Below are 21,446 nucleotides of genomic sequence, written 5' to 3'. Positions count from 1 at the left end.
ATGAATAGTGTTCCTTCTTCAAAGAAGCCTTCAGCAGAGAAGCCTTTAACATTGAAACGTTTACACCCTAAATATCTATTTAATGATCGTTTATTTCACTTCAATAACCCCCTAAACCAAGCAAGGTGGCTTAGATTCAAAGCGAATAAACGCGGTTTTATTTCCTTGTGGGTATTCACCATCTTGTTTGTATTGAGTTTGTTTGCAGAGATAATCGCAAACGACAAGCCTTTGTTGGTGTCCTATCAAAATGAATGGTTTTATCCCGTTTTAACCGAGCATGCGGAAACCGAGTTTGGCGGAGAGTTCGAAACGGAAGCCGACTATAAAGATCCTTATGTGATTGAACTGATAGAAGAGCAAGGCTATATCGTATGGCCTTTGATTCCCTTTAGCTATGACACCATCAATTTTGATATCACCGGTGCTGTTCCTTCAAAGCCCGATAACGTGAATTGGCTTGGCACAGACGACAAAGGGCGCGACGTACTGGCTCGTATTATTTATGGCTTCAGAATCTCTGTATTGTTTGGGTTTGTATTGACCATTGTATCCAGTGTGATTGGCGTCTTTGTGGGGGCAAGCCAAGGCTATTACGGTGGTTGGCTAGATTTACTTGGTCAACGCTTTATTGAAGTGTGGTCCGGCATGCCGACTCTATTTTTATTGATCATTTTATCCAGTTTTATCGAGCCCAATTTTTGGTGGCTACTGGGGATAATGGTGCTCTTCAGTTGGATGAGCCTGGTGGGCATTGTGAGAGCCGAGTTTTTGCGTTGCCGTAATTTTGATTATGTTCGTGCGGCGCAAGCCATGGGGGTCGATGACAAACGCATCATGCTTAGGCATATGTTGCCCAATGCAATGGTTGCGTCGCTCACTATGATGCCATTTATTTTGTCTGGCTCGGTTACAACACTCACTTCTTTGGACTTTCTTGGTTTTGGCTTACCCGCGGGTTCCCCTTCATTAGGGGAGCTTTTAGCCCAAGGTAAGGCAAATTTACATGCACCATGGCTTGGCATTTCTGCGTTTGTTGTACTTTCCATGATGCTGACGTTACTCGTCTTTGTTGGTGAAGCGGTACGTGATGCTTTTGACCCGCACCAGAATAGGTAGAACCTGATGACAAATAGCGTAGAACCAGTTTTGACGATCAAAGACTTGTCGGTTGGGTTTGCAAGAGCGAACGTGCTTGATAACAAACGTACTGTTGAGCAGGTCACTCACAAGGTGTCTTTAGAAATAATAAAAGGTGAAACCTTAGCCTTGGTGGGTGAAAGTGGCTCGGGTAAATCGGTGACTGCCAATTCCATTCTTAAATTGCTTCCGAAAGGCTCATCTCACTATTTAAATGGCAGTATTAACTTCAACGGTATCGACATTTTGAGTTGTTCAGAGCGTCAACTTAGAGGTGTGAGAGGCGGACGAATTGGAATGATCTTCCAAGAGCCAATGGTATCACTTAACCCATTACACAAAGTGGGTAAGCAGCTCGTTGAAACCTTATCAATACACCGAGGTATGCGCACCAACAAAGCACATGAATTGGCTTTAGAGTGGTTAGATAAAGTGGGTATCCGTTACCCAGAACAAAAAATATTGTCATACCCTCATGAACTGTCTGGTGGAGAGCGTCAGAGAGTCATGATTGCGATGGCGCTGATTAATGAACCAGAGCTATTGATTGCAGATGAGCCGACCACCGCACTTGATGTCTCCGTGCAAGCTCAAATTTTAGATTTACTTAAATCACTTCAACAAGAATTAGGTATGGCGATGTTATTCATTACCCATGACCTGAGTATTGTAAAAAAAATTGCTGATCGAGTGGCAGTGATGAAAGATGGACATCTGGTAGAAAGTGGTGATTGTAAGCAGATTTTTAGTTCCCCAAATCATGCTTACACCCAAAAACTGATCAACTCAGACCCTAAAGGTGTGCCGGTTAGGTTACCGGAAGTCAGTGAGTCACTGTTAGATGTGAATCAGCTTCGGGTTTGGTTCCCTATTACAGGGGGCATATTCAAACGAGTGGTGTCGCATGTAAAAGCTGTCACGGATATGGGGTTTACTCTAAAGCGTGGTCACTCGATTGGTTTAGTCGGCGAGAGTGGCTCGGGCAAATCCACCACAGGTATGGCGATACTCAAACTGGTCGATAGTGAAGGTTCAATTGCTTATGATGGAAGTGAACTTCAAGGTTTAAATCGAACCGGTATGTTGCCATATCGAAGTCGCATGCAGGTGGTGTTTCAAGACCCGTTTTCGGCACTTAATCCAAGAATGTCGGTTGCTCAGGTTATTGGTGAAGGTTTACGAGTACATCAAGAGTTGACGGAGACACAGCTTGACCAACAAATTTGTGAGGTGATGAAAGAAGTCGACTTAGACCCGAATACTCGCCACCGTTACCCGAATGAATTTTCAGGTGGACAAAGGCAGCGTATTGCAGTGGCGCGTGCGCTGGTACTGAAACCCGAATTCATTTTATTGGATGAACCAACGTCATCCCTTGACCGAACTGTTCAGTCCCAAGTACTTGATCTTTTAAAATCTCTACAGGAAAAGTATGGGTTGACTTACTTATTCATTAGTCACGATTTGGATGTGGTGAAATCACTATGCCATTACACCATAGTGATGAAAGCAGGGTATATAGTGGAACAAGGCGCGACAGAGCAATTATTTAATGACCCTAAACATGAATGCACCAAGCAACTGGTTTCCTTATCGTCTTTTAGCCAAGGTCGTTAGCTAAACACCTTAATGTATTTATTTAAATGATTGTGTTTAGTCGATACCTTGAGTTGATAGCACTAATCTTCATAGCGGTTAAGTAAACTAGTTTATATACCGCTTGAGTAGATTTGTAATCTCGCCATTGTTTTGCATCTCAAGAATGATGGCGTTGAACTGCTTAACAAAGTGTTCTTTAAATGGATAACGGTTATCTGTATCGGCGGAAAATGCCAAGTAACCTTGCTCTGTGCTGACACTGATACCAAGTTCAAACTCTCGTTCCTCATGCAGATCACCAGAAAGCTTCATTCGTTTTATTTCCCAAAGAATCGATAGCTTGTCATTGATGTAGCAATCTATGCGATTTGTTTTGAGCTTTAAGATGTTTTCACGGTTATCTAACGCTGGCTCAATTGTTAGTTTGTCTTCTTTTTCCGCTATCCAAAACTGCTCTCCGCCAATGGCAAAGGAATTGTTGATACCAATCTTCAAACCATAAAAATCGTCTGGCCAAGAAGTACTGACCGCCGGCTTTGTATTGCAATACACCACGACTTCTTCTTGCAGAATAGGAACAGAGTAAGGATTTATATAATGGCGTTGATTAGGGTAGAAATAGGGTGGATAAAGGGCAAAACCTCTACCTGCTTCAAGAAGTTTTAACCCTCGCTTAAATGGAGTCGGCTTTATTGTGACGTTGTAGCGTGGCATGCGACTGAAAGCCAATCGCATAATATCAGAGTAGATCCCTTTGGCTGCCCCCTCACTTACAAAACTGTATGGCGGATAAGCATCATCGGCATAAACCGTCACGGGGATTTGCTTAGCGGTAAGTGATTGGTTGAATCCCAGCCATAAACATAAAACCAAAAGTATGCGCATACAATCCTTTGTAATATTGACTTTACTATTAACTGTAGTCTACATAGAGAGACATAAATAGCGTAATTACATGCCATCATTGTTTTTAAATAGAACGTGGTTATTTATGCCTTTTGGCATTACACTGCGCGCAATCAGTTTAGAATTTAGTTTTAGGTAAGAATCAACATGGAACAAGAATATTACGAAGACGCTGACTATGTTGGTGATGAAGAAGGCGAAGAAATTGAAATTGAAGCTCTGGGTGTAGATGTTTCTTCTCAACCTATTGAGTTATATAAAGTTTTTAAAATCGCTAACCTTGTGAGCGGTGGCGGCGAAGCCAAGCACATTATTTCTGAAGGTTATGTAGCCGTTAATGGGGAACTGGAAACCCGTAAACGCCGCAAAATGTACGACGGTGACTTCTTTGAATTCAATCAAGAGTATTACGTGGTTGTGTGTGATCAGCCTGTACAAGAAGTGGTAGCAAAACCAGAAAAAGTGCCAGCTGCGAAGAAGCCAGCTAAATCAAAAACAGCAAATAAAAAAAATGCTCAGAGCAAAGAAAATAAGAAAAACAGTTCGCACCCTCTAAGCGCCAAAGCAGAACCGAAAAAGTCTGCAAACAATTCGAATAAATCAAATAAAGCGAGTAAATCGAATCAGGCAAAGAAAGCGAAAACAGAAGACAAGCCAAAAGCAGAACGTGATCAAAAAAGTGGTCGCCATTCGATTAGCTTCTTCTAATTACGGTAAGGCTGTATAGCTGTTCAATTCTGCCTACCTAACTCGGTCAGTTAATTATTAAAAAGCCCGCGAACCTAATCGCGGGCTTTTTTATGGGTGAAGCTTTTTTAAGCAGACTTATCTATGAAGACTTATCCACGCAGATGAAAGATCTTCTTAACATTAATGAGCGGTTTCTCCCGTGGATTAGTGTTAATATTTTGTTGTTTGAGGTGCATATCGGCAATTATTCATTTGATGATTTTCCGCACTTCAATTTAAGTCGCAACCTTATAAATTAGTCGTAATCTTACAAATAAAAAGGAAATTCAGGTGCAAACGAGCTTTATTGATGGAACAACACTGTATCGCCAACATAATTTTCAATTACCTCTTAACTATGAAGATCAGCAAGGGCAACACATTCAAGTTTTTGCCCGTGAACTCGTCAGTCTCTCAAAAGACAATCAAGATCTTCCTTGGTTAGTGTACTTTCAAGGTGGTCCTGGTTTTCCTTCTCCAAGAGCTAGTGGTGAATCTGGTTGGTTAAAGCGTGCATTGCAAGACTACCGAGTGCTGCTATTGGATCAGCGTGGCACCGGCCACAGCACACCAGTGAATCAAGAATCTCTGGCACATCTGTCTTGTGAGCAACAAGTGCAATACTTGACTCACTTTAGAGCTGATAACATTGTAAGAGACGCAGAAGCGATTCGTGAAAAGCTAGGTGTGAACCAATGGGCAACGCTTGGGCAAAGCTTTGGTGGGTTCTGTACATTGTCTTACTTATCTTTATTCCCTCAAAGCTTGTTACGTTGTTATGTGACTGGCGGTATTCCTTCTATTTCTCGCCATGCCGATGATGTGTACCAAGCAACCTATAAACGTGTGACAGACAAAAACAATGCATTTTTTGCTCAGTTCCCTGAAGCGCAAGTGATGTGTCGTGAAATTGCAGATTACTTACTAATTAACGATGTAAGGCTGCCTAATGGTCAGCAGTTTACCGTTGAACAGTTCCAATTGATTGGTATTAACTTAGGGCGTGGTGGGGCTAATATGCCGCTTTACTTCACATTAGAAAGTGCGTTTATTGATGTGAATGGCGAAAGACAACTGAGCTATAGCTTTTTAAATCAAATGCAGCAAGAGCAGGGATATTTAACGAATCCAATTTATGCCATTTTGCATGAATCGATTTACTGCCAGGGCTTTGCATCAAATTGGTCTGCACATCGCGTTCGTCAGCAGTACCCGCAATATAACTACCAAACGGGCAGTGAGTTTTGGTTTACCGGGGAAATGGTTTACCCATGGATGTTCGAGCAACTAGCAACATTGAAACCTCTTCGTGAAGCTGCAAACCTATTGGCTGAGAAGCAAGATTGGTGTGATGTCTATGATGCAAACGTATTGAGCCAAAACACTGTGCCAGTAGCGTGTGCCGCATACGCTGACGATATGTATGTTGAGCTTGATTATACGCGTGAGACGCTGTCTAACATACCAATGGCTAAGGCGTGGATTACCAATGAATATGAACATAATGGTATTGGTGTGGATGGCGAGCGTATTCTAGACCGATTGATCACTATGGCAAATGCATTAGACAATTTGCCTAAATAATTCGGACTGTTTTTCAATTTGTTTGATTAGAAAAGTGGGCTGCTTAAAGTCTTGAAAAAAAGCGCTGTATTATCACAGCGCTTTTTACTGGAAGCGATATTTTATTGAAGGGGTATCTTATTGGATGGGTAAGGCGAGTACCTTGCCATTCAGGTTTAGTTGGGCAAGCCATTCACAAGGAATAGAACCTTCTTCATCAAAGTATCCTGCAGCAAGTACAGCCCCAATAATGATAGAACGCCCGCAATTATCACCTCCACATAGAATGTTGTCTCGAATCCCTTGTTCGTAGCTTTTTGCCGTTGCCACAATACGAATAATCACAGGAAATGCGGCGGCTAAATCACAATGCAATCCAAATTTCTGAGCAGCTTCGGTTATTGATAGTTCAGGTTCAGCTAGAGCTAAGTTCACTTGTTCGTGTATGAATGAACTACAAGTTTGTCTGACCATTTCGACACACTGCATTGGTGTGTGTCCTTGAATAGCAGCTTGCAGAAGTAAGGTAAGTGCATGAGCCCACTCAACCGCTTTATCATTGTTATTCGTTACTCTTACTGCGCTTTCTACCATAGCTGGCAGCTCGTTAGAGGTGTGAAAACAGGCGATTAAGGGAATGAGCTTGGAAATAGCCGGTAACTGAGTGTCGTCAGCGCCACATCGCGTGACAGGTAACCCGTTAGCTTCCTGCTGGTGGATGTTTTGTAAGGTTATTTTTGTTGGTTTATCTATGTAACCGACCCAGTACCCACCAAAATCGAACCACTCTCTAAAGTGTTCGATATAGCATTTCTCGGAGTACGCTTTTGCACAAGTCAGCGCATCGACCATTGCTAAAACTTGCGCGCCATATTGAGAATGATCCCCAACTGATTTTCCGGAGTGGGCAAAGTAGCCTTTGTCTTGATAGTCGAACCTGTCTGGTGCATGAAATTCGGGGTGCTTGCCAGCTACTTTGATTATCTGTTGTTGGTCATAGAGCCAATGTAACCCCATAGAAGCGACATCCCCGACCAAAGCGCCAACAACGGCGTGGTAAGCTTTTTCTTTATGTTGATCCATAGATAACTCATGTATGAATTGAATGATCAAAGTATAGGTTTCAAACGAGTTAAACGTGCGAATCCTTTACTATCAATGTAATTGCTGTGAGCAACGTAACCAAATGTATAGCTTACAGAATATATTAGATTGTGGATTTTCATTTCCAGACTATTGAAGATTCAAATAAATACTCGAACGTTTCTCTATGGATTTGAATAATTGAGACAGCATAAAGCAAAGTGAAAAGTAAACGGCGCCAACAATCAGCCAAATTTCAAAAATAAGACCGGATGAGTTAGCCATTTCAGTACCGACAAACGTCATTTCCTGAATAGAAATTAGCGAGACAATCGAGGTATCTTTTACTAAAGAAATAGCCTGCCCGGCCAAAGGTGGGGTGATGGCAGTCAATACTTGTGGCCCAATAACAAAGCGGTATTTAGCGAAGGCAGAAAGCCCAAGCGAATCTGCGGCTTCCCATTGTCCTTTAGGCACGCTTTCTAAGCCCGCACGAATAACTTCAGCAATGTAAGCAGAAGACAGTAATCCAATACAAATGACACCTGAGGCTAAATTTTCCCACAAATTAGCTGGACCAAATAAGAAAGCTTGTACCTGATTGATATCGCCATTGTGCTCTCTTAACAATTCTTCTAAGTCTAATAACGGGATGAGTTGATTAGAGACGAAGAAGTAAAAAATGAATACGAATACCAAAGGTGGGATATTGCGCACTAATTGAATAAATAAAAGCGCAGGGGTTCGGAAGAATGCAATTTTTGAATGGCGAGCGACGCCTAATACGGTGCCAAATGATAAGGCTAATGCCATGCTCCATAGGCTTAATCGCAATGTGGCGATCAAACCTTGAAAAAAGTAAGGAACGTTACCGCTGGAAGGCGGAATGAAAATAAGTGAGAAGGCCTCATTCCATCGCCATTGGTAATTAATACCAATGGAGGAACGGTAATATAACCAAATTGAGAATACAGCGAGCACGGCAAGCAGTATTCCATCGAGCAAATTAAGACGACGAAACCAAGGCTTGTTATTCGTATTGGGTTTAACTGAATATGCGTTGCTAGTACTGCTCACAAAGGACCTATTGGCTGGGTTGGTTTAGCTGATTTTTGTTAAATTAACAGGTAATAATCACCTAACAGATAAGAGTCTCCTAACGGTTAGATGATAATAGATAGCGTGCTTACTGACCTTGAGCTATCTGATCTTGCCAATCTAATGTGGCGAACCAATATTCATAGCGCTCTTGTAACCAACCATCTTCAGTACGCTTTTGAATCCACTGGTCAAAGAACTCTGCTTTATCCGTTTCACCTAAACGTACAGCAAAAGCTTCATTGCCTTTAGATAACCGTTCTGTAAAAGGAATAAAGAGAGTGTCTGAATTTTTAATACTTTCATGTTCAGGCTTTGGGCTAGAGGCGATAACCGCATGGGCATTGCCGTTTAACACTTCTTGGAAAGCTTGAGCATCGTCATCGAATTGTAGAACTTTCGCTTTAGGGAAGGTCTCACGTGCAACTTGCACTGTGAATGCCCCACGGCGAGCAGCAATTTTCACGCGGCGAGAGTTAAAATCATCAATCTGAGTAAAACCTTCTGCTAATTCTTTGTTTGCGGCTAGTTGAACGCCTGAGTGAGAGTAAGGCGCGGTAAATAACACGCTTTTCGCGCGAGCTTCAGTAATCGACATACCGCCGATGATCACATCGAACTTCTTAGAAAGTAGAGAAGGGATAATGCCATCCCACGCGGTTGGAACAAATTCTACTTTCCATCCAGAATCTTTCGCCAGTTGCTTTGCCACATCAATTTCAAAACCAACCAGATCGCCTTGTTTATTGCGCATGGCCCAAGGAACGAAAGTCGACATTCCTACACGTAGAGTGCCCCGGTCGTTGATCTTATCTAAATTCGGTGTTGATGCAGCAAGTGCCGGCAAGCTAACGGCTAGCGTCAGTAGGGCAGTGATTGCGGTTTTAAATAGCTTCATGCTGATAAATCCTTATTGAGTTCGCCAGTTGGCTCCGAGCTTATGCTCAAGCCAAGCGGAAACGGCAGAAAGTGAAAGTGTAAGCGCTAAGTAAATGATGGCAACTGAGAACCAAATCTCAAATGGCATCGCAGTTTCAGAAACAATGTTTCTGGCCTCTGTTGTTAGGTCGAATATCGCCATGACACTCACAATAGAGGAATTCTTTATTAATGATATGACTTCGTTGGTCAGTGGTGGCAGTGTTCGTTGAACCACTTGAGGTAAAATAACATCCCAGTAAGTAAAAGCTTTCGATAGCCCTAACGATTGAGCTGCTTCAAATTGCCCTTTAGCAATACCATTCAAACCAGAACGGAATATTTCAGCTGTGTAAGCACCTTGAAACAATGCCAGCGCCAGTACTGCAGTACTGAATCGGTCTAATCCAATCACAGGACCAAACACAAAATAGAGCAAATAAATTTGTACTAGGAGCGGTGTGTTTCTAATTAGCTCTACATAACTGGTGGCAATCGTCCGACCGACGATCGAATCAGAATTTCGAAGTAATGCCGTTACTAAGCCAATGAATAGAGTCGCGATTAAGGATAGTAAAGAAATCTTAATGGTGACAAGCAAACCTTCAATCAGCTCGGCAGGCCACCATTCACCATCTTCATAGAAGGCAATGTAATCGGGCACACGATCCCATTGCCAGCTATAGCCCATAGATTGTGCACCAGAATCTAAAATCCACCCAATTGCGAAAGCTAGCAGGCTAATCTGAAAAAGAGCTGAAATCACGGGTTTAAAAATTCGTATGATCATCAGTAAGTGAGAATTTGATTTAGGAAAGTTTGAGTACGTATATGCTGAGGGTTCTCGAACAAAGCTTGAGGTGTGTTCGATTCTACAATTTGCCCTTCATCCATAAAGATGACTCGGTCAGCTACTTGTTTAGCAAACCCCATCTCGTGTGTCACACACACCATAGTGATCCCTTCACTTGCAAGTTCGACCATTACATCGAGGACTTCATTAATCATTTCAGGGTCGAGTGCTGATGTTGGTTCATCAAATAATAACAGTTCGGGTTTCATACAAAGTGAACGTGCAATAGCCACGCGCTGCTGCTGCCCTCCCGATAATTGAACAGGGTATTTATGAGCTTGTTCAGCTATGTGTACTCGTTCTAAATAATGCATTGCCAGAGATTCGGCGTCTGACTTATTCATTTTTAAAGTTCGAATAGGGGATAAAGTGAGGTTTTCAAGCACGGTTAAGTGTGGGAATAAATGGAAATGCTGGAATACCATTCCTACTTTTCCTGGTGTATTGAACTGGCAAGGCAAAGATTGCTGCCTAACGGTTAATTCACCTGACTCAAAGGGCTCTAGTTGGTTGATACAGCGAATAAGTGTGGATTTACCCGAACCAGAAGGTCCACAAATCACAACAATTTCACCTTGTTGGATACTTAAATCAATATTCTTAAGGGCATGGAAATCGCCATACCATTTGTTAAGTGCGTTAAACTCAACCATTTGTTGGTGACTGTTCAAATTCTTTTCATACATATCTGCGGTATGGTTCACCATAACAAGATAGAAATGCGATTGCACATAAAAATCTTGGCTTATGGGTGATAAGTAAAGCTTTGTGCTTAAACGAAAAATCAGCGGTAAAAATACCGCTGATTTTATATACAATCGATCTTAAGTCATCAACTTAACATCTTTTACTAATTAATTATTGAACCGCAGACTCTAGAATCTCACGTGTTTTTTCAATAGTAATTGCTTGGTTTTCACCGAGTTGAACAAAACCGTGTGACTCAAGTTGAGAAATAATGCGATCAATAGCCGTAGGCTTGTCTGCCTCGTAATCTGAAAACTCTGTTGCAACATCTAAGCTATGGTAAAAATCTTCAATAGCGCTGATCGTGCGTTCAGCCAAATCAGAGCCTGCTTCTAAACAGAATACATTCTTACCCATTTGCTCTAGCTTGCCACGTTTCACTTCGATTTGGTTACGAAGTAAAGATGGTTGAACAATCGCTAACGAACGAGCGTGGTCTACATGCCAAAGCGCAGTGAATTCATGACCAATCATGTGCGTTGCCCAATCTTGAGGAACGCCAGTACCAATTAAACCGTTCAGAGCTTGGTTTGCTGTCCACATTAGGTTCGCACGCCATTCATCATTGTCGCGTTCATCATATTGCTTACCAAGAACAAGCAGGTTTTTCAGAAGCGTTTCAGCGTAACCTTCTTGAACCATAGCATTAGTTGGCATGGTGATGTACTGCTCACATACGTGAACCCATGCATCAACAAGACCATTTACTAGCTGACGTTCTGGCAGAGATTTCATTACATCCGGGTCCATTACAGCGAACTTAGGCTGAACAGCAGGGTGCATGAACGGAAGTTTTTCTTGAGTTTTTTTTCGAGTAATCACCGCACCCATATTCGACTCAGAACCTGTTGCTGGAAGCGTTAAAATTGCGCCAATTGGTGTTGCTTCAGTGATTTGGTGTTTACCTTGCAGGATATCCCAGCCGTCACCATCGTATTTCGCTGCAGCAGCAACATACTTAGAACCATCAATAACTGAACCACCACCAACTGCGATGATGAAATCAATGTCTTGCTCTTTAACAATCGCAACCGCTTTATCTAGGGTTTCCTTTGTTGGATTCGCTTCAACACCTGAGAATTCTACCCAAGAGTGATTTTTAAGTGCTTCAGTTACTTGGTCATAAACACCATTGTTTTTAATTGAACCGCCACCATAGATCACTAAAACCTTTTGAGATGATTCAACTGAATTGCTGATACTTTGGATTTGACCTTGTCCAAAGTGGATAACTGTAGGGTTGACGTATGTGAATTGCATTGCTAATTCCTTGTGTAAGTTCAACATGCCTTAAATCAGCGCATTTGATTATTGTTTTGTTTGTATATTTGCATATTAGTACTGTTCTTATCGTGGTTAAAGAGTGATTTCTCCAAAATAATTGCCTATTTCTACATTGTTGTTATTCTTCAGAGATTAAAATTGGTTGGAACAGGCTCTATTTATGCAAACTCTCGCGAACTTGATGCAGTCTTATGTAGATAAAAAAGGTTGGAATGATCTTGAAGGGATCAAAGAAACTGAAATAGACGGTGTTTGGCTTTATAGAAGCAGTAATGGTAACGGTCGGCAGCCTTTTACTTATGAATCGGGGATCATCTTACTTGCTCAAGGGCGCAAAAATATCTACATCGGTGATCGTCCAGTCACTTATGCCGCGGGAGATTACTTGGTCGTTGGTGTCCCTATGCCATTAGAGTGTGAAGCCATGCCAATTGATGGAGAACCTTTATTGGGTTTATCGATTACGATTGATCCCAAACGGCTGCATAAACTCGTTAAGCAACTAGAGGAACAAGGCTTTTTAGAAAGTTACTGCAATAAACATAAAGCGGGCAGTAGTGGTCTTGAATCGACAGAAATGGAAGCGCTAATGTTAGATAGCTGCACTCGCTTAATGAAAACACTTCATTGTGAAATAGAAGCCAATATCTTAGGTGATGCTTTAATTGATGAAATTGTTTATAGAGCATTAACTGGAGCTGAAGGACGCGTTCTATTTGATCTGGCTCATCAAGATGGGCATTACGCAAGAGTGGCTAAAGCGCTATCTAAAGTTCATGAGGAATACGATCAAACAATCACTGTTCAATCATTGGCTGAAGAAGCGAATATGAGTGTGTCAGCTTTCCATAATGCGTTTAGAAATGTGACCTTTGAATCCCCTTTGCAGTATCTGAAAAAAGTTCGATTAAACAAGGCAAAAGATCTCATTCAGATAGAAGGCATGAGAATAAGTGATGCAGCAAGAAGAGTTGGCTATTCGAGTCCTTCTCAATTTAGCAGAGAATTTAAACGTCACTTTAACGCTACTCCAAGAGCAATTTAGTCGTTAACTAGAAGTTATAGTGTCTAGCTGGGAAACAAAAAGGGGAAATTTATAATATGCAATCTACTCTTTTTCTTGATGTACTATCATAGGATACTTAAGCCCCCTATAGGGAAGTACTAGTCATGCTTTTCTGTGGAAAGCGCATTTGATGCCAGAACGGAGGTTATTCTAATTCCTTTGTGAAGCATTGAATGCGCTTTTTTTATATTATGAAATTTACTGGCTACATTATTATTTATTGCACAAGAAGAGAGTTACCACCTCCTCAATCACGACTTTTACACTCCCTTCTTTAATTTATAATATTCGAGAGTGGGCTGGTAACACCACTGGCACCTCTATCTAATATGTGGGTATAAATTTGAGTGGTTTTTACATCTGAATGACCAAGCTGCTCTTGTATCGTTCTTATATCAGCCCCTGATTCTAAAAGATGAGTAGCAAAGCTGTGTCGCAGTGTGTGGCAGGTTATGTTTTTAGTTATTCCTGCATCTTTACCTGCTCGTTTTACGGCTCTTTGGAGTGCAATTTCATTAATATGATGGCGTCTCAATAAACTGGACTGTGGATCTGTAGATAATTTTGTTGAGGGAAACAAATAATGCCAATTAAAGTCTAGACTAGCGTTTGGGTATTTACGTTGTAAAGATTGATTTAGCCAAACTCCATCATAACCAGCCGAGTTGATATCTTTTTTGTAATAGCTTAGCGCTATGCTCTCTTGCTGTTTCAGTAAGGGTACTAGCTCTTTAGCAAGTGTTACCGTTCTATTTTTTCCGCCTTTACCTTGCCATATACGAATAGCTCCGTAATGATAATCAATATCTTGTATTCTAAGCCTCACACATTCCATTACGCGTAAACCTGACCCATAAAGCAGCATTATGTGGAGCTTATATTTGGGGTCAATATGCACTAGAAACTGTGACATCTCATTTTTTGTTAAAACGACTGGGAGCTTTCTGTCTAGTTGTGATTTTTGAAACTTCATTTCAAGGGAGAGCGGTGTTCTGAAATATTCGCGGTATAAAAAATTGATCGAATTTAAAGCCAAAGCCTGTGTTTTGGCGGCTACCTTTTTTTCTATAGCGAGATAGCTTAAAAACCTTTCAACGTGTTTTTCATTTAACTTTGAAGGGTGCTCCATATTGTGGAATATAATGTATTTTTTGATCCACATAAGGTATGCCTCAATGGTTTTACTCGCATAATGGCGTGTCCGCATATGATCTTGCACACTGAGTAGAAACTGATTTTTCATGATTAACTTATTTTTTGGTATGTATTTATATACAGTTATATCTAAAGTTAAGTTATTCAAGAATTATGAGACACTTTGCAATCTAATTGCCAAGTTCATAACATGTAGTAAGACTCAGTTGATATGTGTTTCAATCAGTTACGTGATATTATCCTTAGTTCTTCGCCTGTGTGAAGTGGCGGTAGCGTGGGTGATTAGGTATACAGTTAGATGTATAGAAAGCGTTAGCTTTTATCAGTACAATTATACAAAGGAGATAAGTTGTGGCTTCAACAGAGCAAGTTAAAAATTTACTGTCGTTGATGGATGAAATCACAGAAATTGATATAGCAGATCTTATTTATGATTCTAATTGGGGAAGTATAAATTTCGAAAATGCAGAATCGGATTTGGAACGCCTATATGCGCTATGTAATCATTTTAAAGTTTTACCACTTGAGCAATTACCTGACGATGTTGCTGACCAAATAGTGTCTCATGGAACACCTATAAGTCAAACGGTCAACAATATAAGAAATTTTACAATAGAGCAGTCAAACCCTTCAGGTGTTCGTGATCAATATGTTCGTGAAGTTAAGAGTAACGTAGACAGCTTTTATAAATTTTCTCATATTTATGTGCCTTACCTTGCATATCAAAAAGGCGAAGTTCAAAGTAATATTAAACAATTAACGAGTTCGGTTTCTGATGCAAAAAATTTGTTAACTACGACAAAAAAAGAAATTAGCAGTAAAAATGAAGCAATAGAAAAAATAGTTCAGGCTGCTCGTGAGGCGTCGGCTAGTGTTGGTGTTGCGCACTTTACAGCGGATTTTGATACAGAAGCTAAAACTATGCAAACCCAAGCAGGAAATTGGTTAAAAGCTACAATTGTGTTGGCATTTCTATCTTTAATATCAGCTGTTTACTTTCTATTTGCGACGCCAGATATAACAACTACTGCAAGCGCGATACAGTATGTATCTTCTAAGATATTAATACTTGTTCTTTTGATAACAGCGACTCTTTGGTGCGGCAATCTTTACAAAGCAGCTATGCACCAGTCAGCAGCGAACAAGTTTAAAGCAAATTCACTCAAGACATTTCAAGCGTTCGTAAATGCTACAGATGACTCTGGAATTCGTGATGCAGTATTGGTCGAAACTACACGAGCAATATTTAGTGAGAGTGCAACTGGTTACCTGCAAAATGAAAACTCATCTACAGAAAAAAGTACCAAAATTGTTGAGGTGGTTAAAAATTCAGCGCAAACGGTCGCTGCGGCAACAAAAAGCTAACAAAGCGTTTAAGACAGATTCCCAACGCATGGCATTTTTAATTCCATCGTTGGGTTTTGTGTTTAAGGTGGTATGGTTAGGTTTCGTGGTAGCGTTGCTCACTACTTAACGCGGCGTTATGTTTTTGGAGATAGTTTAACCGATGATTAAATATTCGGAGCTTCAGTTAGCGGATATAGCTGATGATTTAGGTGAGTCATTTGACTTTGAATTGGGTCAAGCTAATGACGACTTTTCTTGGATAAAACTAGACCCTAATTTACCTTTCACTGCTTTGGCTGGCGAAGGATCAGGTGGTGTTTTTCTCGCATATGGAAATTTAGATCTAGAAAAACGACCGATACTATTTGTTTCCTCTGAAGGACAAGCGGGCAAAGTCGCAAATAACCTGTCAGAATTATTAGCTTTGCTGATGGTTATTCCCTATTGGTTTGACTTGCTAAAGTTTTCGGGTAACGGTGATTTATCAGAAATGCGTAGAGCAGCGTCGTTCATGGAGTCGGAATATTATGAGGACTATCCTGAATTGGCTGGGGCAAGGGTGCGGATTCACAGTCACCTGACCCTTCCTAAAATTGAAGACCCTATTGCGGTACTTCATGCTCGTGTTCATTCTTCAGATTGCACTGTAGTTGCTGGTGATGGTTGGAAATACGAAATACTATTTAATAGCTTCGTATCATCAGACAACAAAAGTTAGTCGTAAAAAACATAACAAATTGTTCAAGCAGACAGCTAACGCTTGGCGATTTTGTTTTGGTTGAGTTCAGTGATTATGGTGGCTTTGTTTGGTTATAGTGGTAGTTAGCTGCTACTTAACAAGGCGTTATATTTTATTCGAAATCAGCGTCTTAAAATCAATGTGAAGTAGGTGGCTTGTCGGTTTCTCTGGCTGTCAATTTCGGCTATTTCAGCAGTTAAGTGTCATGTTTTCAAAGTTCTCGCTCTCTTCAGCCGTAAAGCACGCCAATGTTCGTGGGTGCTTCATTTTGGATTCGAGTCAGGTTGTTTGAAAGTGTAATTAGCTCAAAGTCGCGTCAATGATATTTGCTTTATGAGCCTTGCAACCGTTGATAAATTGGAAGATTTCGGTTTTCTTCTTTATCCTATTTTAACGGTGAGTATTAGATTTCTTCTTATTGAAGTGATTTTCTGTTTTTAAGCGTCATTTTCAATTACAACGCGTGAGTTGAGTTAGAAAACCAAGTTAAATCGCAATTCTTTATCAAGTAAATCAACCTATTGATATAAAATATAACAAGCAATTCAAGCTGACAGCCAACGCGTGGCATTTTCAGTTCCAATTGGTTTAGGTGTAATCGGTGCGTTGCTTTAGGTTCAGGTTTGCGTTGGTCTGCAACTTAATTGGGCGTTATAACTTCTCTTTCCTAACGCCTATTGCGCATACTGGAGTGAACTATATACCTTTATAAAATGTCGAACATTTTAGATGTTCAAATATTGAGGCTCCGATGAATTTTCTTCGTAAGTATAAAGTAAGCTTCCTTTTCTGTATCAGCGGAGTTTTGTGTTTAGTTGCGTATAACACTATTGGTTCATATGTAGATGAGAATGGTTTTTTAATAGAACCATTTGGGTTTATCCCCTTATTTTGGCTTTTTCAGCTATTGGCGTTGGTTGCTGTGGTTTTTACCTTCGTTAGGCATAGAAAGGCTAAATAATTGTATTTTTTAAGCTACCGGCGCGCGAAGACCCTTCGTTATAACAAGCAATTTAAGCAGACTGTCAACGCTTGGCATTTTTAGCTTGATTTAGCTTCAGTGATTTAGGTGGTAAATTTGGGTGTATAGGTAGCGTTGTCAGCTACTTAATTGGGCGTTATGAAAATCGAATAAATGGAGGAATTCGAAATTGTTTAAACTTATCATATCAGCAATATTTTATTTTATTTACTCATTAAGCGTTCAGGCGATGGAGCCTGAAGAATTACTGAAAAATGTAGAAATTTTTAGTTTTGACTCAACAAAAAACAAGTTTGTTTCAGAAAATGTAAATACTCTAAACCGAGACCTGACTTTTAACGAGTTAATAAAACTCGTAAAGAATTTCGAGTTTGATTCTTCAAAAGTTAAAGTAGTTAAAGTATTACGAGGTCATCACGAAGAATATTCTGATTCAGAATTATTAGAGTTGATGGAAGTTTTATCTTTTGATTCAAGTAAAGTTAAAATACTAAATATTCTTGATGCAGATGCAGATGCAGATACGTATGTGGATACATATGTGGAAGAGTTTTCGGGAAAAACTAACTCTAAGAGCTCTTTAACTTTAAATGCATCGAATAGTGAAAATAGTACTACTTTCACTATTCGATGTAATGGATTTGACTGTGAAACTGAATATGTAGAAAAGTAGCTTCACTGCCACAGCAAAGATTTACATAACAATGCGTTTAAGACAGATTCCCAACGCTCGGCATTTTTATTTTAAGTTGAGTTTAGTGATTACGGTACAATGGTTTAGGTTAGGTGGCTGCGTTGCTCACTACTTAACGCGGCGTTATAGGGCTTCGGATATTTATGTTTAGCGTAATGAATGAGACAAAATGGAATGAGCTGCGTCTTAAGATGTATTCACTTGAAACTCATAGCCCCAAGTGGCGGACTAAAGATATAGAAAGTGGGTATATCTCTAGCTGGAGCGGTGAGTGGTATTATCATTTTGAAATCGGTGGCTTTCGTTGTATCGAATGGGTTGAGCTGAAAACTAAAGGTTCTATTCATCATGAATTAATTAGAGTTGAACTACAGAAAATTAATCTTCCCGGTCATGAAATTGAAAATGGTTTCAGAGTATACGGTTACATAGCGGATGGTCAGTTTGTCGATTATGTTTGAGTCCGCCCTATAACAAGCAATTTAAGCAGACTGTCAACGCTTGGCATTTTCAGTTCGGTTTGCTTCAGTGATTTAGGTGGTAAATTTGAGTATATTGGTAGCGTTGTCAGCTACTTAATTGGGCGTTATAACGCAGTAGAGTTCATCACACATATTAAGGAATGATATGGAAGAATATTGGAATCCAATGGTGCCAGAGTTGTCGGTATCTGACTTTTCAAAATCGCTGAATTTCTATTGTGAAATTTTAGGGTTCAAGATCAGAAGTCAAAGAAAATCCCCAGATTTTGTCTATCTTGAGTTTGAACAAGTACAAATCATGTTAGAGCAAATTCACGACAATGCGTGGGTTACAGGTGCTCTAGAAACTCCGCTTGGTCGTGGGGTAAATTTCCAAATTGAGTTATCAGATATAGTGCCAGTTTATGACCGTTTGAAAGTCGCAGAGGTACCATTGTTCAAAGAGCAAAAAGATACATGGTACGATGTTGGTGATAGTTTATCTGGTCAACGAGAGTTTCTCGTGCAAGACCCAGATGGTTATCTTTTGAGGTTTTCGCAATATCTTGGTGAAAAATCGAAGTCATAAACAGCGTTATAACAAAGCGTTTAAGAGTGATTCCTCACGCTTGGCGGTTTCGCTTCGCTCAAGTATAGCCAAGCGTGCATCACACCTTAACGCGGCGTTAGTTTTATATTTGAATTCATCACATTAAGGTTTCTGAGTAGTGAAGAAAGTAGTTATTGGGCTTACTGGGATCTATCTAGTAGCCGTTGGATTTTTTATTGGGGTAACTGACCGAGAATCTATGTTTGATTCAGTAAAGTGGACTGATATTGGTACGTTAATCGTCACTTTTCTTGGTTTTACATTTGGTTTCTATACCTACTTTCAGTGGTTAAACAACAAACGAAAAGAAGATTCATATATTGCGGCTAAGAGGTATATTGCATCGATCGATGAAATTGAAGAAAACCTACATGAACTGCGCTTTCATTATGATCATATATGTCCTGCTCCTGGGGTTGTCGTCGAAGATCAAAGCGTATCAATCAAACGTGTGGAGCACCTCAATAATGTTTGGGGCAACCTGTACCAAGCGAGAAGAAGCCTTTATAAGTCTAACCGTGAGCTTAGCTTCTGGAATGTTCGTCTAGATGACAGCGCAATAAAAAACTACGAGTCAATGAATCAATACCTTGATAGCATCAGTGTTGTCTCTTCAGCATTGAACAGTCAGTTGTATCACTTTGTCAGTGGTAATATGCAGAATATGGGCGAAGTCATTAGCCACAAAAAGAGATTTGATGAGTTACATAGCCAGTTGCATGAAGCTATTCAACATCGTATTAGTCGTGGCTTTAAGTCTATGTTTTTGTTCGAGATACAATAAAACTAACAAACGCTTTAAATCTGATTCGTGAACGCGTGCCGAACTCGCTAGCGCTCAGACATGGCACACGTTAACTCACAGTTTAAGCGGGCGTTAGTTTGCAAGAGGAAAAACGCAGCTATATCGCAAGATCTAGTGGTAAAAGCTCAAAGTTGAAATTGTCTTATCGGCGTTCAATTTCAGTGTTAACTAGCGTGGTGAAAATTCAAAATTGGCATCGTTCAACGGTTGTTTTGTTTTTTGGTGCGGCGACTTTTGGTTTACCTGAGTCGAACTTTTTTGCTGAAACTCTGCTCGTTGAGTTTGTCGGTACAAAAGTCGTACTACTCGCTGAAATAGCGTTTTCTCTGGTGTGGTAAGTTCATGTGGTTTCAGTGGCTTTGTTGAAAGTCCGCATTGTGAGATTGGTTTTCCAAAAGCGCTTTTTGGTGTTGTTAGTTCGTTTTCTGCGGCGTTGTTTGTTCCACGTGGTTTCATTGAGTAGCCGCTTTGAGACTACGCCTGACTTAAGTGCATCAAAATACATAAGGTTTGTTGTTTGCAAAGTTTAAAATAACGAAAAATCAACGCTTTGGGTTTGCAAACTAACAAACTGCTCAAGAGGGATTCGCAACGCGTGGCATTTTCACTATGCGTTGAATGTAGTGATTAAGGTGGTTTGCGGCGGCTTTTGTATTGCGTTGCTCACCCCTTAGCAGGGCGTTAGGCTTGGGGTAGTCGTAAGTATGGGAAGAATTTTCAAGCTCGATGACATAGAGTTGATTTCATATGTTGAAGCAACAAGGGAGTTTTATAGAACGCAAAGTAGGATAATTGATGACTGTGAGTGTGAAGACTGTAAGTTTTATTACCATATTTTTTCTCGGAAAAACTTAGAGCTATATAGTTATCTTTCTAATCTTGGTGTTGATATAAGGAAAAACTTAGATAGCGAGCCAACGGGGGTTTGGTGCTGTAGAGATGAAAATGAGGATTTAATTTTTTGCGAGCACAATTATCAAGTTATTGGAGAGCTTCGCGCTAACACAGAAAATGAGTTTATATATATAAAGAATGAATTGGGGTATGTAGTTAAAGCTTACTTTGAACAGCTAGAACAGAGTATTATTTCAGTTCAATTGAGCATAAAGCAAATCGAAAATGCCTAACAAGCAATTTAAGCAGACTGCCAACGATTGGCATTTTCAGCTTATTTTAGCTTCAGTGATTTCGGTGGCATTTTGACTGTATCGGTAGCGTTGTCAGCTACTTAATTGGGCGTTAGTTGCTTGGGAGAAATCAGCTTACAGGGAGTAATCAAATTGGTAAAAATGTATGGTTCTGAAGAAACAAGAGCGTTTTGTTGTAATTGTAAAGAAGTAACGCTGCATAGGTACGAAAGCTTCTCTAAACCAAAAGAAGTAACTGAGAAAAAAGCTAAAGGTTTTTTCTCGGGTCTATTTTCTACAATAATTGGTGGGTTAATGGAAGGTGAAGCAACTGGTGATTACAAATGTACAGTATGTGGTACCAACCTCAAAACACCCGATAACTTAGATTGATCTTCAGTATCTCTATTACTCAGCAAGTGGCAAGCTACGCAACTAACAAGCAATTTAAGCAGACTGCCAACACTTGGCATTTTTAACTCAGTTTAGCTTCAGTGATTTCGGTGGTAACTTTGAGTTTATTGGTGGCGTTGTCAGCTA

At 40.2% G+C, this 21,446-nt stretch carries 23 protein-coding genes; 15 read left to right on the top strand and 8 right to left on the bottom strand.

Annotation, left to right across the window (positions count from 1 at the left end):
- Together OCU78_RS19780 and OCU78_RS19775 are read left to right on the top strand one after the other, a co-directional pair.
- A complete protein-coding gene (locus OCU78_RS19780; RefSeq protein ID WP_240701746.1) occupies positions 1 to 1,119 on the top strand; it encodes an ABC transporter permease in 1,119 nt (372 codons plus the stop codon).
- Between the two features lie 6 nt (positions 1,120 to 1,125).
- Complete coding sequence (locus OCU78_RS19775; protein WP_137373852.1) at positions 1,126 to 2,757, top strand: ABC transporter ATP-binding protein; 1,632 nt, start codon at positions 1,126 to 1,128, stop codon at positions 2,755 to 2,757.
- A gap of 87 nt (positions 2,758 to 2,844) precedes the next feature.
- Here OCU78_RS19775 and OCU78_RS19770 read toward each other — a convergent pair whose 3' ends face one another.
- A complete protein-coding gene (locus tag OCU78_RS19770; RefSeq protein ID WP_137373853.1) occupies positions 2,845 to 3,624 on the bottom strand; it encodes a substrate-binding periplasmic protein in 780 nt (259 codons plus the stop codon).
- A gap of 168 nt (positions 3,625 to 3,792) precedes the next feature.
- On the opposite strand from OCU78_RS19770, the gene OCU78_RS19765 reads away from it, so the two are divergent.
- Entirely contained in the window at positions 3,793 to 4,353 is a 561-nt protein-coding gene (locus tag OCU78_RS19765) for an RNA-binding S4 domain-containing protein (protein WP_137373854.1), read from the top strand.
- Positions 4,354 to 4,665: 312 nt separating this feature from the next.
- Positions 4,666 to 5,958: an alpha/beta fold hydrolase gene (locus tag OCU78_RS19760; RefSeq protein WP_137373855.1), complete on the top strand. Its 1,293-nt coding sequence runs from the start codon at positions 4,666 to 4,668 to the stop codon at positions 5,956 to 5,958.
- 117 nt (positions 5,959 to 6,075) lie between these two features.
- Here the strand turns inward: OCU78_RS19760 and OCU78_RS19755 are convergent, their stop codons facing one another.
- The 6 genes from OCU78_RS19755 to OCU78_RS19730 all read right to left on the bottom strand — a co-directional run bounded on the left by OCU78_RS19755 (position 6,076) and on the right by OCU78_RS19730 (position 11,896).
- Entirely contained in the window at positions 6,076 to 7,020 is a 945-nt protein-coding gene (locus OCU78_RS19755; RefSeq protein ID WP_137373856.1) for an ADP-ribosylglycohydrolase family protein, read from the bottom strand.
- A gap of 150 nt (positions 7,021 to 7,170) precedes the next feature.
- On the bottom strand, positions 7,171 to 8,097 hold the full coding sequence (locus tag OCU78_RS19750; protein WP_137373857.1) for an amino acid ABC transporter permease: 927 nt from the start codon (positions 8,095 to 8,097) through the stop codon (positions 7,171 to 7,173).
- Between the two features lie 109 nt (positions 8,098 to 8,206).
- Complete coding sequence (locus OCU78_RS19745; RefSeq protein WP_137373858.1) at positions 8,207 to 9,016, bottom strand: transporter substrate-binding domain-containing protein; 810 nt, start codon at positions 9,014 to 9,016, stop codon at positions 8,207 to 8,209.
- A gap of 12 nt (positions 9,017 to 9,028) precedes the next feature.
- Positions 9,029 to 9,826, bottom strand: coding sequence for an amino acid ABC transporter permease (locus OCU78_RS19740; RefSeq protein WP_137373859.1), 798 nt, complete (start codon positions 9,824 to 9,826; stop codon positions 9,029 to 9,031).
- Positions 9,826 to 10,542: an amino acid ABC transporter ATP-binding protein gene (locus tag OCU78_RS19735; RefSeq protein WP_137373878.1), complete on the bottom strand. Its 717-nt coding sequence runs from the start codon at positions 10,540 to 10,542 to the stop codon at positions 9,826 to 9,828. The genes OCU78_RS19740 and OCU78_RS19735 overlap by 1 nt, the downstream gene beginning before the upstream one ends.
- A gap of 205 nt (positions 10,543 to 10,747) precedes the next feature.
- Positions 10,748 to 11,896: an iron-containing alcohol dehydrogenase gene (locus OCU78_RS19730; RefSeq protein ID WP_137373860.1), complete on the bottom strand. Its 1,149-nt coding sequence runs from the start codon at positions 11,894 to 11,896 to the stop codon at positions 10,748 to 10,750.
- A 184-nt stretch (positions 11,897 to 12,080) separates the two neighbouring features.
- Between OCU78_RS19730 and OCU78_RS19725 the strand changes: the two genes are divergently transcribed.
- Complete coding sequence (locus OCU78_RS19725) at positions 12,081 to 12,965, top strand: AraC family transcriptional regulator (protein WP_137373861.1); 885 nt, start codon at positions 12,081 to 12,083, stop codon at positions 12,963 to 12,965.
- Between the two features lie 295 nt (positions 12,966 to 13,260).
- Here OCU78_RS19725 and OCU78_RS19720 read toward each other — a convergent pair whose 3' ends face one another.
- Positions 13,261 to 14,229 (bottom strand): integron integrase, encoded by a 969-nt coding sequence (locus tag OCU78_RS19720; RefSeq protein ID WP_137373862.1) that lies wholly within the window; start codon positions 14,227 to 14,229, stop codon positions 13,261 to 13,263.
- Between the two features lie 263 nt (positions 14,230 to 14,492).
- Here OCU78_RS19720 and OCU78_RS19715 point away from each other — a divergent pair, with 263 nt between their 5' ends.
- The 10 genes from OCU78_RS19715 to OCU78_RS19665 all read left to right on the top strand — a co-directional run bounded on the left by OCU78_RS19715 (position 14,493) and on the right by OCU78_RS19665 (position 21,299).
- Positions 14,493 to 15,506: a hypothetical protein gene (locus OCU78_RS19715; RefSeq protein WP_137373863.1), complete on the top strand. Its 1,014-nt coding sequence runs from the start codon at positions 14,493 to 14,495 to the stop codon at positions 15,504 to 15,506.
- Positions 15,507 to 15,648: 142 nt separating this feature from the next.
- Positions 15,649 to 16,206: a hypothetical protein gene (locus OCU78_RS19710; protein WP_137375803.1), complete on the top strand. Its 558-nt coding sequence runs from the start codon at positions 15,649 to 15,651 to the stop codon at positions 16,204 to 16,206.
- Between the two features lie 772 nt (positions 16,207 to 16,978).
- Positions 16,979 to 17,188 carry a DUF3955 domain-containing protein gene (locus tag OCU78_RS19705; protein ID WP_137375795.1) on the top strand — a complete coding sequence of 70 codons (210 nt, stop codon included), beginning with the start codon at positions 16,979 to 16,981 and terminating at the stop codon, positions 17,186 to 17,188.
- Positions 17,189 to 17,378: 190 nt separating this feature from the next.
- Complete coding sequence (locus OCU78_RS19700) at positions 17,379 to 17,882, top strand: DUF4476 domain-containing protein (RefSeq protein ID WP_261856045.1); 504 nt, start codon at positions 17,379 to 17,381, stop codon at positions 17,880 to 17,882.
- A gap of 176 nt (positions 17,883 to 18,058) precedes the next feature.
- A complete protein-coding gene (locus OCU78_RS19695) occupies positions 18,059 to 18,364 on the top strand; it encodes a DUF6678 family protein (RefSeq protein ID WP_137375762.1) in 306 nt (101 codons plus the stop codon).
- Positions 18,365 to 18,530: 166 nt separating this feature from the next.
- On the top strand, positions 18,531 to 18,953 hold the full coding sequence (locus tag OCU78_RS19690) for a bleomycin resistance protein (protein ID WP_137375761.1): 423 nt from the start codon (positions 18,531 to 18,533) through the stop codon (positions 18,951 to 18,953).
- Positions 18,954 to 19,092: 139 nt separating this feature from the next.
- Positions 19,093 to 19,758 carry a hypothetical protein gene (locus OCU78_RS19685; protein ID WP_108162568.1) on the top strand — a complete coding sequence of 222 codons (666 nt, stop codon included), beginning with the start codon at positions 19,093 to 19,095 and terminating at the stop codon, positions 19,756 to 19,758.
- 98 nt (positions 19,759 to 19,856) lie between these two features.
- A complete protein-coding gene (locus OCU78_RS19680) occupies positions 19,857 to 20,117 on the top strand; it encodes a Zn-dependent exopeptidase M28 (protein ID WP_137375760.1) in 261 nt (86 codons plus the stop codon).
- Positions 20,118 to 20,483: 366 nt separating this feature from the next.
- Positions 20,484 to 20,906, top strand: coding sequence for a hypothetical protein (locus OCU78_RS19670; protein WP_261856033.1), 423 nt, complete (start codon positions 20,484 to 20,486; stop codon positions 20,904 to 20,906).
- Between the two features lie 162 nt (positions 20,907 to 21,068).
- On the top strand, positions 21,069 to 21,299 hold the full coding sequence (locus OCU78_RS19665) for a hypothetical protein (RefSeq protein WP_180033757.1): 231 nt from the start codon (positions 21,069 to 21,071) through the stop codon (positions 21,297 to 21,299).
- Positions 21,300 to 21,446 lie beyond the last annotated feature (147 nt).

It is taken from the genome of Vibrio gallaecicus (assembly GCF_024347495.1).
GTDB classification, from domain to species: Bacteria; Pseudomonadota; Gammaproteobacteria; order Enterobacterales; family Vibrionaceae; genus Vibrio; species Vibrio gallaecicus.
This window is presented reverse-complemented; position numbering and strand designations above follow the sequence as displayed.